This window comes from Paenibacillus sp. XY044 (genome assembly GCF_002257645.1).
Taxonomy (GTDB): domain Bacteria; phylum Bacillota; class Bacilli; order Paenibacillales; family Paenibacillaceae; genus Paenibacillus_AQ.
This window is the reverse complement of sequence record NZ_NQMO01000004.1, coordinates 95,161-108,581: the sequence shown is the minus strand read 5'-3', so window position 1 is coordinate 108,581 and position 13,421 is coordinate 95,161. Positions and strand designations below refer to the sequence as shown.

The 13,421-nt window shown below is 45.4% G+C and carries 15 protein-coding genes; 4 read left to right on the top strand and 11 right to left on the bottom strand.

Going from position 1 to position 13,421, the window contains the following annotated elements:
- Positions 1-162 precede the first annotated feature (162 nt).
- Positions 163-408: a hypothetical protein gene (locus CJP46_RS36570; protein ID WP_179281209.1), complete on the bottom strand. Its 246-nt coding sequence runs from the start codon at positions 406-408 to the stop codon at positions 163-165.
- 379 nt (positions 409-787) lie between these two features.
- The gene (locus CJP46_RS18030; protein ID WP_218831039.1) at positions 788-1,720 is read right to left on the bottom strand and encodes a zinc-binding dehydrogenase; all 933 of its coding nucleotides are present in this window, start codon (positions 1,718-1,720) and stop codon (positions 788-790) included.
- A gap of 125 nt (positions 1,721-1,845) precedes the next feature.
- Between CJP46_RS18030 and CJP46_RS18025 the strand changes: the two genes are divergently transcribed.
- A complete protein-coding gene (locus CJP46_RS18025; RefSeq protein WP_094597022.1) occupies positions 1,846-2,223 on the top strand; it encodes a MerR family transcriptional regulator in 378 nt (125 codons plus the stop codon).
- 173 nt (positions 2,224-2,396) lie between these two features.
- Here the strand turns inward: CJP46_RS18025 and CJP46_RS18020 are convergent, their stop codons facing one another.
- The gene (locus CJP46_RS18020) at positions 2,397-2,981 is read right to left on the bottom strand and encodes a TetR/AcrR family transcriptional regulator (protein WP_094597021.1); all 585 of its coding nucleotides are present in this window, start codon (positions 2,979-2,981) and stop codon (positions 2,397-2,399) included.
- A 262-nt stretch (positions 2,982-3,243) separates the two neighbouring features.
- Between CJP46_RS18020 and CJP46_RS18015 the strand changes: the two genes are divergently transcribed.
- Entirely contained in the window at positions 3,244-4,002 is a 759-nt protein-coding gene (locus tag CJP46_RS18015; RefSeq protein ID WP_094597020.1) for an SDR family oxidoreductase, read from the top strand.
- Positions 4,003-4,239: 237 nt separating this feature from the next.
- Positions 4,240-5,154 carry an oxidoreductase gene (locus CJP46_RS18010; protein WP_094597019.1) on the top strand — a complete coding sequence of 305 codons (915 nt, stop codon included), beginning with the start codon at positions 4,240-4,242 and terminating at the stop codon, positions 5,152-5,154.
- A 748-nt stretch (positions 5,155-5,902) separates the two neighbouring features.
- Here CJP46_RS18010 and CJP46_RS18000 read toward each other — a convergent pair.
- Together CJP46_RS18000 and CJP46_RS17995 are read right to left on the bottom strand one after the other, a co-directional pair.
- Positions 5,903-6,382 (bottom strand): stalk domain-containing protein, encoded by a 480-nt coding sequence (locus CJP46_RS18000; RefSeq protein ID WP_094597017.1) that lies wholly within the window; start codon positions 6,380-6,382, stop codon positions 5,903-5,905.
- 168 nt (positions 6,383-6,550) lie between these two features.
- Positions 6,551-7,450: a LysR family transcriptional regulator gene (locus CJP46_RS17995; protein ID WP_094597016.1), complete on the bottom strand. Its 900-nt coding sequence runs from the start codon at positions 7,448-7,450 to the stop codon at positions 6,551-6,553.
- Between the two features lie 197 nt (positions 7,451-7,647).
- On the opposite strand from CJP46_RS17995, the gene CJP46_RS17990 reads away from it, so the two are divergent.
- The gene (locus tag CJP46_RS17990; RefSeq protein WP_094597015.1) at positions 7,648-8,115 is read left to right on the top strand and encodes a DinB family protein; all 468 of its coding nucleotides are present in this window, start codon (positions 7,648-7,650) and stop codon (positions 8,113-8,115) included.
- A gap of 250 nt (positions 8,116-8,365) precedes the next feature.
- On the opposite strand, the gene CJP46_RS17985 is transcribed toward CJP46_RS17990, so the two are convergent.
- From CJP46_RS17985 to CJP46_RS17960, 6 genes are all read right to left on the bottom strand, one after another.
- A complete protein-coding gene (locus CJP46_RS17985; RefSeq protein WP_094597014.1) occupies positions 8,366-9,034 on the bottom strand; it encodes a Type 1 glutamine amidotransferase-like domain-containing protein in 669 nt (222 codons plus the stop codon).
- Positions 9,035-9,058: 24 nt separating this feature from the next.
- On the bottom strand, positions 9,059-9,664 hold the full coding sequence (locus CJP46_RS17980; protein ID WP_094597013.1) for a dihydrofolate reductase family protein: 606 nt from the start codon (positions 9,662-9,664) through the stop codon (positions 9,059-9,061).
- Between the two features lie 210 nt (positions 9,665-9,874).
- Positions 9,875-10,336: a hypothetical protein gene (locus CJP46_RS17975; RefSeq protein ID WP_094597012.1), complete on the bottom strand. Its 462-nt coding sequence runs from the start codon at positions 10,334-10,336 to the stop codon at positions 9,875-9,877.
- Positions 10,337-10,453: 117 nt separating this feature from the next.
- Positions 10,454-10,951, bottom strand: a complete 498-nt coding sequence (locus CJP46_RS17970) for an AAA family ATPase (protein ID WP_094597011.1) — start codon at positions 10,949-10,951, stop codon at positions 10,454-10,456.
- Positions 10,952-11,195: 244 nt separating this feature from the next.
- Entirely contained in the window at positions 11,196-12,020 is an 825-nt protein-coding gene (locus CJP46_RS17965; protein ID WP_094597010.1) for a copper amine oxidase N-terminal domain-containing protein, read from the bottom strand.
- Between the two features lie 244 nt (positions 12,021-12,264).
- Positions 12,265-13,119, bottom strand: a complete 855-nt coding sequence (locus CJP46_RS17960; RefSeq protein WP_256992413.1) for an AraC family transcriptional regulator — start codon at positions 13,117-13,119, stop codon at positions 12,265-12,267.
- Positions 13,120-13,421: the final 302 nt, after the last annotated feature.

Sequence of the window (13,421 nt, the reverse complement as noted above, 5' to 3'; positions counted from 1 at the left end):
TAACCCTTGTGTTTGGACTATGTACGCTTTCCGCTAGTTCCCGAACGGTTTGTATGATTGCCCCGTTCTCCGGCCTCCCCTCTCACTTGTGTTGTCATATTTGGTAAGGAAAACCAACGAAAAATGTTGATGCATCAAGGCGTGTTTACATCGATTTTGGAATCAAGTCTCGGCTCGCCAAAAGCGATCTTCTCCTTCCTTAAAACGCTCCGAATCCAGATCCAGAAAGGTCATCCCAGTACCAATTTTCTTGAATACGAAGGAGTTCATCCGTGTCGGACTTTGTTGATAAAGTATACCGGATATCCGCTGGAGTTTCGCATGCTTCTGCCCCATCAATTTCGATTTCGATCCTCGCTCCTCCGAAAGAGGCATATACCAATAAATATACATTTCATGTTTATTCATCCCCAAATCTCGTCATCTTCTGTATACAGAAGACGACGAAAATAACAGAAACTATATTCTGTTTACGAAAGAAGTGTTAAGAAAAAAACCTTCATTCCCTCACAGTAGGAGGTTGAAGGTTTTTACGCGGCTGCATTTTTTATTATTCAACTATCGTTCTCCGTTAGCTTAATCCCCCATTGGTTTCTTTAGAAACTAATTGTTCGAGAGAAGTTGGGTAAATTGATTTGATTATTTCTAAGACAGCCTTTGTGTAGTCCTGTCTTCTTTTTGAGCATCAAACTCTAATCGTTGTACCAAAAAATGAGCAACCGATTGAACGGATGCGGTCCAAGCCATACATCCACCTATCTTATAAACGAACTTTTGAGACGTAACATCAAAAGACAGATAGCACCGCTTTACCAGCAATTCGTCGGTTCAAAAGGCTCTTGGTAACCTCTGCAATTTCGGTCCATGGTGCCTCTAGATCGATTTGCGGATGCAATAATCCCTCGGCAACCATTTGAGCCAATCGTCCAAGATCTTTTGACACACCTTCTGATGGAATTCCATCAAGAACGATCACTCCATCCGGTACCGATTCAAGTCTAGCCTGGAGCGTCATTTCCGGTTCTGTTGCAGCTCCAACGTTAATACAGCTGCCACCTTTTACAAGAAATGTCGAAACGATGTTTAGCGATTTGCCACCCAACGTATCGACGATAACGTCATAAGGGCCGAACGATTGAGCTGCAACAACGTCTTCTCCAACAACTACCTTGTGTACCCCTATCTCTTGAAGACAAGCCGCACGCTCTTCGCGTCGCACAAGTGCGGTAACTATAGCGCCTGCTTGCTTTGCCAGCTGGCAGGCAAAATGGCCCACACCGCCGGATGCTCCAGTAACTAACACCTTTCGATGAAGCAGAACGCCGCCTCTCTCCAATGCAAATAAAGCAGTGAGTCCAGCCACGGGCAAAGTTGCAGCCTGAGCAAAAGTAACATTTTCGGGAATTTCTAATAAGAAATTCGTTGGAACGGCGACAAGTTCCGCCCATGAACCTGAATGAACCATTCCGAAGACTCTAGCCCCGACTGGAGGCCCCGACCCATCGGCAGCCGATTGTTCTACTACACCGGATAGGTCCCACCCCGGGCGCCACCCTGCATTTGCTCTTATTGTAGTACGCACCTCGCCAAGATTGAGCGAGATCGCATAAACGCGAACCAATGCTTCCGACGAGGCTGGATGGGGGGCTTCAACTTCGTCGACCTTTAGAAGTCCTTGTACAGCGGGATCAACAACAATTGCGCGAATCGTACTCATCATGTGTCTCCTTCTTTCCGAGTTTTTCGTCTAAATCATTTATTATGCTTTGACATAGTGTCGCTCGACGTTTAGAGTATAAACTATAAAGTTCACTTGAAGGTCAAGAACATTTTGAGGAGATTTTTATGAAAATCCAAGTATTGGCACAAAGGACCGGTTTAACGCCGCCTGCCATTCGCTTTTATGAAAAAGAAGGACTTCTGGATGCCCGCCATGTTCGACGGGAAGAAAACAATTATCGCGACTATTACGAAGAGGCAGTCGATCATCTTCTGATGATGAAAAAGGTTCAAGCCGTAGGATTTACGTTAGCGGAACTCAAAGAAGTGATCCAAGCTTATGAGGTAAATGATCTTCCCCTTTCAAAGAAAATTGAGCTTCTTAGTCAAAAGATGCAGGAGATCGAAAGAAAAAAAGATGAATTGGAGCAAGTTCAAACACATCTGGCACGGATGCTGGCAAACAAGATGGCATTGTTGGAATCTGCGGAAAAAGAGAGTTAACAAGAATTACATATTGAAAAGCTATTCCTTAGAATAGTTTAGCGAACAGGAGCAGGTCGCCGCGGCGCCTGCTCCTGATAAATTGATCTCACTAACCTGCCCGTTAACTTGGAGTCCAACAAATATGAGCTTCAAGCCCTCTATTTAATCGCGCCGCATGTACGCACACTACATTATTCCCCCATTACGGGTGCTAAACTAGCAGCAACGACCACCAAAACTTCTCTCGCCATGTCTTCCGCCGATCTAAATTCCGGATGTCTGCTCCACTCGAGGGCTGATCCAAATATGCCCCAGCTTGCAATCCGGGCGGCAGTCTCCACCGTCTCTCGTGACACGGATGGTTCCGATTGTTCACTTAACCAGGTAAATAATAGGTCATATAGCTCCTTTTGCATCGCGACCTCGAATAACGGTTCATACTGACGATCAGCTAAAGTCATATACGGACGCGTACAGAAAAGAAAATCGAAAACGATCAAAATAAGCGTTCGCAGGCTCCCTATATCGGATAAAGCAGCGTTAGGCAGCTCATCCTTCAGCTTCTCTAGAAATTTTTCCCTCATCCAGCTCTCAAGAAATGCGAATTTGTCTTCAAAATGCGCATAGAACGTGGAGCGATTTACGGTCGCGTAAGCCGTAATATCTTGTACGGTAATAGAAGAGACATTCTTCTTCTGCTCAAGCAATTCCATAAAAGCTTGCATCATTAATTGACGCGTCCGTTTCACACGGGGATCGTTTGTGTTAGGCAGCATGCTATGCTCCTCCCTCTTTCTTTTGGAAATATTGGTTAGCGTACGTTTTAGGAAAGTTTAAGTCCAACAAATGAGTAGGTGTGTTGGATAAGCCACGAATACGGTTTTTTACTGGTTGTATAACCCAAACCGCTTAGATAAGATTAGCACAGACAGTGTTGTTTTTACTACACTGTTGGGTAATCGTGGGTACAAAGTAAAGGCTTCTTAACCAGCATTTGACCGTTCGTTTAGCAGGATAAACCAAGGGAGGACGATGAAGATGGACAACAATACAGCAAGCAAATACGCAGGCAAAAATGTAGTGATCACGGGAGGCAGCAGCGGGATCGGCCTCGTGACAGCGAAGCTGCTGGCGGATGAAGGAGCACGCGTTCTGATTACCGGTCGTACCCAGGCTAAGCTTGACTCGGCTCGTGAAGAAATTGGCAACAACGCGGTCGCGGTGCTGAGCGACGCCGCATCGTTAACGGATATCGACGAGTTGGCCGACCGGGTAAAGGCCGAGTTTGGAACGATCGATGCCCTGTTCATAAACGCCGGCATCACGCGCTTTATCCCCTTCGAGTCGATGACCGAGGAAGTGTACGACGAGTTACTAACAATCAACACCAAAGGCCCGTACTTCACCGTGCAGAGACTGACCCCGTTGCTAAACGCAGGAAGCAGCGTGGTGTTCACCACTTCGATCGCGAACACAGTGGGCATCCCGATGCTCAATGCGTATGCGGCCAGTAAAGCAGCGCTGCGCTCAATGACTCGCAGTCTGGCCCGTGAGCTGTTGCCGCAGAAGATTCGCGTCAACGCGGTCAGCCCCGGCCCTATCGACACCGGTATCATGGACAGATCGATGCCAGCCGAAGCTGCAGAACAGACCAAGGCTCAGATGAGTCAGCAGATCCCCATGCTGCGTTTCGGTGAACCCCTCGAGGTTGCCAAAGCAGCCGCATTCCTTGCGTTCGACGCGACTTACACAACCGGAGCCGAATTCCCTGTGGACGGAGGCGGCTCTCAGATCTAAGTTCGTGTCCAAGCTCGCAGCTGGTTAAACACTCTGTACCTGAGCACATACCGGACTCATCGCCGACCTTGAGGAGGACCACTACATGACGCAGCAAATTCACCTGGATAAGGTCACCATTGAGTAAGCGTTGTCGTCGGTCTGCTGGGATGCTATGAAACGCTAGTCTTTTACTTAGCATTTGAAATGAACACTCACTCTAGTTTTTCGGATTGAACAGAGGAAGGACGAAACCGCATGACAACAACATGGACAGAAGACCACATGCCAGATCAGACCGGACGAGTGGCCATTGTAACCGGATCAAACAGCGGGATTGGTTGGGAGGCGGCGCGGGCGCTAGCCAACCAAGGGGCGACGGTCATTATGGCCTGCCGCAGTATCGCCAAAGCCAACTCTGCCGTGGACCAGATCAAGGCACTTAAGCCGCCGGGCAAGGTCGTAGTAAGGGCGCTCGATCTAGGCGATCTGGCGAGCGTCCACGCTTTTGCGACGGCCTTTCGCCAGAACTACGATCGGCTTGATCTCCTGATCAACAATGCCGGCGTGGCGAAGCCGCCTTACAGGAAGACAGCGCAGGGCTTCGAGCAGCAATTTGGGATCAATCACCTGGGACACTTTGCCCTGACCGGTTTGCTGCTGGATATGCTGGATGCAACGCCAGGCGCACGCATTGTGACAGTAAGCAGTTTGTCGCATCGGTCGGGAATAATTCAATTTGATGATCTAAACTCGGAGCGGAATTACAAGCCAGCGCGTGCCTATGCTCAGAGCAAGCTGGCGAATCTGCTGTTCACCTATGAGCTGCAGCGTCGGCTTATTACAGCAGGCCAATCAACGCTGGCAGTATCTGCGCATCCAGGCTGGTCAGCGACCAATGCGCTGCGGCACTCCAACATGATGCGACGACTGAATCCGATTTTCGCGCAGGCCCCGAAAATGGGTGTTTTGCCGACCCTTTATGCAGCCACTGCGCCAGACGTCCGAGGTGGAGATTACTTTGGGCCAACGAGTCTCGAATTGCGCGGCTACCCCAAGAAGGTCGTTTCGAGTGCCAGCTCGCATGACGAAGCAGTCGCGCGGCGGTTATGGACGGTTTCCGAGGAGCTGACACAAGTAAAATATGCGCTCGCGCCAGCCGCGGTATTATGAAGATTTACCGTGAGGAATGCTTCCTGATTCCGATCACCAGACCAAGTCGCACCTATGATGGGTGTTCCATACCGCATGGCGTGCATTGAAGATATACCTTAAACATAAATCAGCAATTTTTATATAGCGAGCTGTCCCGTTCCTCAAATAAAACTAATGGCTTCGTCCCTCGTTGGGACGAAGCCATTAACTCAGTTAGGCGCTGTTAGGTTTCCTCCGCCTTACCCCCTGTTCTCTTTTTCTCTTGGAAATCCATGATTTCCAAAGAAACGGTGGGTTCTATTAATTATTTAATCGACCGGGGAATGGGTGTAACCTGATTGTTCTCCCAGTCTACCCTAATCACCACGTAACCGACGGAGTCGAACAATAGCCCTGCTTGTCTCCAAGATTTACGATGATATGCTTCCAACACAAACAACGATTTAGCAAACAGAGCCCGCATAGCCGTGTTATCTACTCCGGTATGTCCTTCAATGCGGATCGCTTCCGGATATTCAGAGAACACATGCGAAACTATCCAACTCAAAGCCATATCCAGGTCCACTACCAACTTCCAATACACTCATACCATTTTGCAATCCGTACCACTGTAAGGTTCGAAACTCTTTCTGCCAACCCATCGTTGCTTGTACTTTCAACCGCTCTATTTCATCTTAAAAATTAAGATAGCATTTTGGATATTGTAAGTCGAACGCTGATCTTTCATACTTTTCCTCCAAATCTTGTTTTGTTGCAGGATTTTAGTTTATTTTTGAATAAGAATGTTGATTAATCCGTTACTCTTTGTATAATGAACTGTATTCCCGTAAGCCTCTGCAATTTCTCTGATTGGCAAATACACACGGCCATTATCCAAAACCGCTTCTTGACGAAGCTCAAAGATCTTGCCGTTATCTATAAATTCTTTTTCCCCGATCTTTATCGCAAATCGCTTCTTTATGTAATCATCCGAATCGGTAAAAGCAATTATCAAAGTTTTCTTCGTATTGTCCCACCAGATCCCTTTACCTGGCACAATAAAAGGGAGTACGCCCGTTATATAAGCGGGATTCACCAAGGTACTTCCATTATTTATCGTGTAATCTCCATTGCTTAATGTCGCCTTACTTCCATCAGGATACCCTACTTGTACAGAATCGGGAAAAGGTACCGCGTTAACGGGAACGTTAAGTGCGATCAAGCCTATTGACAACAAAACAACGGTGAGAATCCCCCGCATTTTCATTAACCAAACTCCTTTTTTATCTTTTTAAGATTACCTATATTAGAACGATAATGTTTGGATATTGTTGCGTTATCCTGCCCGTTAGCTTAATGAAAAAAGCAGCCGATCAGAAAGTCTGCTGAGGTAATAAAAACCGACTGGTATACAAAAATTCAGGTTCGTTACCCCCTAAGGTTTCGAATGATTGATAGCGGTCTCGATGTAAGATCTCAAAGTCTTGATGAACGTGCGCATGGCGTATCCGACATATCTGTCGTTGCGGTAGATCAGACAAAAGTCCTGAGATGGCGTAGGATGCCTCAGGTGTAAAACTTTGATGTCTGAATTATGAAGATTGTCCAGCAGCATTTTCGGCAGAATGCAGGAGCCAACTCCGCTCTGTACCATCTGGAGGAGGGAGGATAACGTTGTCGACACCATATGCGGCTGCAAAGTAAACCCTTGGTCCATGCAAAAGCGGTCAATCAGCATGCGGTATTGATGATCGGGCGGGAACATGACCATCTTAAAGGTATGCAGTTTGTTTAAGGGGATGAAGCACTCCGTGGCAAGAGGATCATTCTTACTTACCGCCAATGAGAACTCCTCGTGATACAGGGGAATTGACGTGATACGTGTATCGATAACAGGGCCAACGGTTACGCCGAAATCGATGCTTCGGTCCAGAACTTGTTCTGTTATTTCCATGGTTTCCAGAAGGGACAGGGAGATGGTGGGATAGGTCTGATGGAAGTTCAGTATAAAGGCTTTAAACATGAATTCCGCGTCACCGGGCAAAACGCCGATGGATAACGCTCCGCCTTGCATATGCTTCAAATCAACAATAGCGTCGGTCGCTTGTTGTAGATGCCCGAACATGGCAGCAGCATGTTTTTGAAGAATCGCTCCGGCTTCAGTTAGTACTATTTTTTTCCCCACGCGATCGAATAACAGCACCCCTAACTCTTCTTCCAATCTCCTGATCTGCTGGCTGATGTTGGGTGGGCTGACTCCCATCTTTTCGGCTGCTCTCGTGAAGTGAAGCTCTTCACAAATCGCCATAAAATACTGTAGTTGTTTTAACTCCATGACTAACACCCGCTCTCCACATTGCATAGCTGAATGAATGTTCAATGATTATTGTCATGCCATCTTATTTGTCTGTCAATGAATCATCGTTAACTCATACTTAACGTTTCGGTAATGCCCACTGAATTGATGGTAAACTCCGTGAGACCTACACTGGGAACGTATCAATCGTTCTCATTATAAAGGAGGGAATCGACGTGTCTGAAATGATTATCAACACGGCAAAAACCGGACGTCAATTGGTGCTGCAGCAGGTAAAAGCTATCCCTGAGGAATTGTTCGACATTCAAGCGGATGGTTTCAACAATACAATCCGTTGGAATCTCGGCCATATGATTTATTGGATGGATAAGTATTCTCCTTTAATTTTTGGCTCCCCGTCGGTCATACCGGACTCGTATGAAACGCTGTTTAACACAGGAACAAAACCCTTGGACTGGACGTTTGATCCTCCATCGAAGGAAGAGTTGATCGAAATGTTAACAGCGCAGCTGTCCCGCATATCTGATCTGACACCTGAAATGCTGGGCGAGAAGCTTTCTGCTCCGTTTTCCTTGGGATCGTTCCAATTCAGCACCCCAGGCGAGTTGTTAAACTTCACTCTGATTCACGAAGCTTTTCACCTTGGAACGATATCGAGCCAGTTAAAGGTCCTGTCGCGCTAACCAAGGAATTTTTCCGTCATTGTTATCCCGAATTTTGGAATCCCCCACCTCTTTACTAACCTATAGGTTGTTGATTGAAAAAAATGTAAGGAGCACTTCACCGTAGCGAAATGCTCCTTACAGATTGAACCATCGTGTTCCGTTAGTTGAATAAAGTAATCAACATTCCCTTTCGACTAATACACCTCTAAACCGACCGTAATAAATACCACTACGGTTGCACCAATTATATGTAAACCGCGGAGTAATATCAGGGCGAGAACAGCTTCCAAAGCCCTTCGGAGACAACTTCGACTGCTCCGTCAATCACTTTGATGGCGGTCTGGTCATCCATCGCATACGATGGCCCTTGCATCCCGGCGGCCCATCTCTCTGCAGCAGCCATAGTGTTGCCCGGCAGCATCACGTGATCCAGGTGCGGAAACATTGCAAAATCAACCAGTCCCAGCGTTTCATCGCCACCGTTGGGTGGAGTCCAGCCAACGAAGTCTTCCCCAATGTTAGGGGACATCACCATGCTCCCCGCACTCATTCCCACATAGACTGCGTGCAGCGACGGCAAGAGGTCTGCCAGCCCGGATTGCCGCATCCAGTGGCACAGGTAGAGGGCGTCGCCGCCCGCCACTAGCAGTACGTCCGTCTCCCGGACCAGCGGCACCCAGCGGTCTTCGGCGATGCTTGGCAGTGCTGTGAGCTCCAGCACGCCGACGGACTTCCAGCCCAGGTCGACCATGGGATTCTCGGAATTCCCGCTGATGAACTGCCAGGCTTTGACGCCGGGGCCGACCCAGGGGTGTCCGTACATCGCGGTGGGAATGCAGAGGGCGCTAGACTCGGCAATGGGTTTGCCCAGCATGTCAACCAGCGCATCGTGTATGCTTTTATTATTGATGCCTGCAGATGTGAGCAGAAATTTCATAACTCCACTCCTTTGTGTATCATCTCACCCCATGCTGCCAAAAGACGGTTCTCCCGCAAGCGCGTAGCGCAATAGAACCGTGCCTTTGGAGAACGTTCTGGATTCAAGCAATTGCAGAGCCGTCGGTATCGTTCCATCGCCGAAGAATCGTTTTCCCTCTCCGAGTATTACTGGAAACTGCCAGATGTTCATTCGGTCAATCAGTTCGTGATGCAATAATGTCTGGACCAGGTCGCTGCTGCCGACGACATGCACCTCCTCGTAACGCTCCTTCAACAAAGGCACACTTGTGGTCACATCCGCGTCGAGCAGTTTTGTATTATTCCAATCGACGCTGGTCAATGTCCGGGATGCGACATATTTCGGTTTCTCGTTCATCAGTTTGGTGAACGGGTTGGTGTCTGGCGCCTGCGGCCAGTACGACGCAAAGATTTCGTACGTTTTACGTCCGATCAACATAGCGTCGAGGCTCGCATAATCAGCTGCGATCAGTTGTCCTGTCACCGGATCTCGATAAGGTTCCTGCCATCCGCCGTAGCCGAAACCGCCTTCACGATCTTCATTGGGCGACCCGGGAGATTGAACTACGCCATCCAAGGTCATGAACATATGCACAACAAGATTTCCCATTTAGCTTTTCATTCCTTTCCAATTAAATTTGTTCATAAGCGTTTTCTATATAAACTACATTTTAGGGCATTTCAGTTCGGGTTGTTTCTTACAGATTGCTAATCTAAACTGCCCGTTAGCTTGATAAAAAATGGAGAAGTTGTATAGCTTTATTTTCATTGAACAACTACTAATGAGGAGCTGCCGAGCAGATCCTTTCATCTATTTCATTTAGCCTAATTTCAACATGTTATTCATCATTTTATCAATCTCAGCTTGTAAATGTATTGGTGCGGAAAATGCATATGTCAATCTATTTAAAGTGAATACATAAGCAATTGAATCATCGCTCCGGTAATAATCAACTCTTTGTTTCCATCTCTGTGGTGGCTTCTGTTTAACAAATTCATGTGTAAAGGTAAATGACGCGCTACTAGTGAGTCGGACCGTTACTCCATTTTTATAACTGACAATAACTATGGGACTTATAAATCCATCATCATACTTCTTGATGGATTCTAGTTCCCATTCTTGAGGCATGTCAGGCAAATCAATTGTTCGTAACACTCCTGGAATTTGTTTAATTGTTATTTGGGAAGTATACTGGTTTTCATTATGTACAAATAAAATCCAACAACTAAGCCCTATTACAGAGAGAATAAGCACGATTACTAAAAGGATTCTAACCCTCAAGGAATCCCCCCTTAGACATCCTTGTATCTTTGCTCTTCGTTAGGAAATAACGCTTTGTAAATCAATTGGTTGCATGTTCCTGTCTGTTATCTCGTAATGTTATCGTGTCCCATTACTTCAAGCGTATTGGAGAACCCACTCTTTGATCTGAGAGGCAACCTCGGTTACATCAGTATCTGTTGTATCAATCGTAGGCATAGGCGGGTTATAGACCTCATCAGCAATTTCAAGCAATCGTTTAGCAAAGTTTTTGTGGTTTTGAATCTCTTCCTCTGACCAATTTCTATCACGTAGACGTTTCTCGCGAGTTTCTTCATTACAATGCAGGTTTAGGTAATATACATGCTTAAAAAAAGGATAATCCGCACATTTTTCAATATCCCAAGGCATCATGGTTCCGCATATTATAGTCATGCGTCCACTTTGAGCGATATTCCGTGCAACCCGAAGCCAAATATTTCGGATTTTCTCCCAATCATGCCCAAGAAATTCAATAAGATGATCAGGGTCAAATATATCAAAATCAGGCATCATTCTCCGTAGCTCCTTGATGACATATGTTTTCCCTGATCCACTTGCACCTGTTACGATAAATAAAGGAATTTTATGATCCATTAGTTGTCCCACCACCCATTTGCCTATTTCTATAATTATTGAATTTCAATTCGTTCGCGACATGAAACCGCCGTTTAGAAGATACGACTCTCACCCGATAACCTTGAGGAGAAATTCACCAAAATCACTCCATTATCCTGCCCGTAAAATTAACGACGCCAGCCGATTATTTGGTCCCGGCTGCCGTCGTGCATGATATAGCTTTTGTTTCCCGTTAACGTTCGTAATAAGAAAAAATGTGGCCTTATGGATTTGTATCACTGATCGTCGTCAAAAAACCGTTCCGTCCGGCAGTTTCAATGAACTGATCAATCGATTGGACTGCTGAATAGGTAAATAAATACCATTGGTTTTCAGTCGCATCATATAACCTAACATCGGGATTGCCCTCGGAATGAGATAAAGTATAGAGATCAAATTGTTTGATGCTGTTCCCTTTTTGATCCAAAAAATCAAACTTTCCACTCATGTAATAGTCCCCCGTTGTAAGCTCTATAACACTCGATGTGTACGCAGCAGGGGCATTCGCCTTACTTCCTTTGTTGTCAAAAAGATGATAAATCGCTTCGTGATAGGCACTCCCATCAATTTGTTCTACTGTGCTGCCCATTGTATAGTAAACTTCGTAATTCAATGCCTTCACTTTCACACCGTCTAGAACAAATGGAGCAGGTTCAACATTTACTGTCGAATTTCTGAATTCGACGCTACAGTCAAACGTTTCGGCAATAAAGCGAAGCGGAACCATGATGCGATTATTCTTGATATATGGTTTTGCATCGAGCAGCGCGGGTTTACCATTTTTCACGGCTGTATTGCTCTTCAATTTTAAGATTACCCGCATATCGCTTTTTGCGAGTGTAACTTCCGAACCCGACCAGTTGACCTTGGCTCCCAAATTTTCACTGATAAAACGCAAAGGCACCATTGTTCGATTGTTCTTAATTTCGGCCTTCACATCGGAGGCAATAGTAATACCTCCAACTTTTATTTGCATATCTGCCGCGTATGCAGGTGAAGAGATAGATAAAATGAATGCAGCGAAAATTCCTGTGAGAACCTTTTTCATAATATTCTATTCCTTTCTTGGAATATTTTAGTGAACTAATATTATGACGAGAAGTGTGAAGTAATGTTGCGCTAAACTGCCCGTTAGTTGAATAAAGCCAGCCGGTCAAAGTAATCGGCTGGCTTCTTGTCTTTATTGAGCTATCGTTCCCAGTTAGCTTAACGAAACAAAGAGCAGTTGCAACTTGAAAACTACTCTATCTGATTTGAATATAATCAAAGAAGATGTTTTTAGACAATTACACCTAAGTTATTTTCCTTACTGCAAACCATAGCTCAACAAAATTAAATCCGTCTTTAACTCCTGTAACTTCAAATTCCATTCCATCGACCTGTTCGTATCCAGCAGTAGGAAGCCACTCGGAGAAGAATCGTTTATATAATGTCTCAATTGTTTCATCAAATTTGTCCCATGTGAACGGATCAGAGGGGAAAATTGCCCATGTTTGAGCGGGTATTGTTACACTTGTGTACCCATCAGTTTTGCTTGAATCTCCTTCAAATGCGGACAGCATATACGGAAAACTACCTTCTTCTGTTTTTTTGTAGCTACAAACAGCATGTACTTTATGATAGTCCTGATTTAAAAAAGCTGGTAGATCGCCTGCATTGTCCGTAAGCCTTTCAACCTCGCCGTTAGCATGGCTTTGCTTCCATAATTCTGCTGGAGTATCTACTCCGTTTAATTGAAACACTTTTTCGATTCCGAATACTTGAAAGGGTTCTTTTGTCTCGATACGATAGTTCATAGCCTTTTCTCCTTTAATTGAAATAAGGAAGGAAAGCCGAGGATAGGCTTTGAGGTCAGTCCCTTCTTCTCGAGCCATTGCTGGATTAACACCATGCAACAATTGAAAAGCCCTTGCGAATGAAACCGGAGATTCATAACCATACTTTATAGCAATGTCAACAACTCTCATATCACTATTCTGCAATTCAATCGCAGCAAGAGTAAGCCGTCTTCTCCTTATGTATTCCGCAAGAGACACATCTGTAATGAATGAGAACATTTTCTGGAACTGATGTGAAGAACAACAGGCACATTGAGCAACTTCCTTCAATTCGATCTTGCCGGTTAGATTCAATTCGATGTAATCCATCGCTCGATGCATCCTCGTGAGCCAATCCATCTGATCCCTCCTCTTAACAGAAGTATAGTTATGCTACGTTTTCATATCGCAACTATTTGTGTACAATTAAGTTTCCTTGGAGAATTCATGTCGTTTCTAATAATTAATTATATAGCGCAAAGATCTACTTATTGATGTAAGTTTTTTCGGAACGCTGAGATAGTCTTTTATAACTAACCTGCCTGTTAACGTAATGAATAAGAGCAGTGAGAACTTGTACCGATAAAATAAAAAAGCCGCTTTAGTAGCGACTTCAATGGGTCAAAGTTTTT

Bases quoted from the DNA above. Each gene is read 5' to 3' on its own strand.
- CJP46_RS36570 (WP_179281209.1), bottom strand. From the start codon at position 408: ATGAATAAACATGAAATGTATATTTATTGGTATATGCCTCTTTCGGAG.
- CJP46_RS18030 (WP_218831039.1), bottom strand. From the start codon at position 1,720: ATGATGAGTACGATTCGCGCAATTGTTGTTGATCCCGCTGTACAAGGA.
- CJP46_RS18025 (WP_094597022.1), top strand. From the start codon at position 1,846: ATGAAAATCCAAGTATTGGCACAAAGGACCGGTTTAACGCCGCCTGCC.
- CJP46_RS18020 (WP_094597021.1), bottom strand. From the start codon at position 2,981: ATGCTGCCTAACACAAACGATCCCCGTGTGAAACGGACGCGTCAATTA.
- CJP46_RS18015 (WP_094597020.1), top strand. From the start codon at position 3,244: ATGGACAACAATACAGCAAGCAAATACGCAGGCAAAAATGTAGTGATC.
- CJP46_RS18010 (WP_094597019.1), top strand. From the start codon at position 4,240: ATGACAACAACATGGACAGAAGACCACATGCCAGATCAGACCGGACGA.
- CJP46_RS18000 (WP_094597017.1), bottom strand. From the start codon at position 6,382: ATGAAAATGCGGGGGATTCTCACCGTTGTTTTGTTGTCAATAGGCTTG.
- CJP46_RS17995 (WP_094597016.1), bottom strand. From the start codon at position 7,450: ATGGAGTTAAAACAACTACAGTATTTTATGGCGATTTGTGAAGAGCTT.
- CJP46_RS17985 (WP_094597014.1), bottom strand. From the start codon at position 9,034: ATGAAATTTCTGCTCACATCTGCAGGCATCAATAATAAAAGCATACAC.
- CJP46_RS17980 (WP_094597013.1), bottom strand. From the start codon at position 9,664: ATGGGAAATCTTGTTGTGCATATGTTCATGACCTTGGATGGCGTAGTT.
- CJP46_RS17970 (WP_094597011.1), bottom strand. From the start codon at position 10,951: ATGGATCATAAAATTCCTTTATTTATCGTAACAGGTGCAAGTGGATCA.
- CJP46_RS17965 (WP_094597010.1), bottom strand. From the start codon at position 12,020: ATGAAAAAGGTTCTCACAGGAATTTTCGCTGCATTCATTTTATCTATC.
- CJP46_RS17960 (WP_256992413.1), bottom strand. From the start codon at position 13,119: ATGGATTACATCGAATTGAATCTAACCGGCAAGATCGAATTGAAGGAA.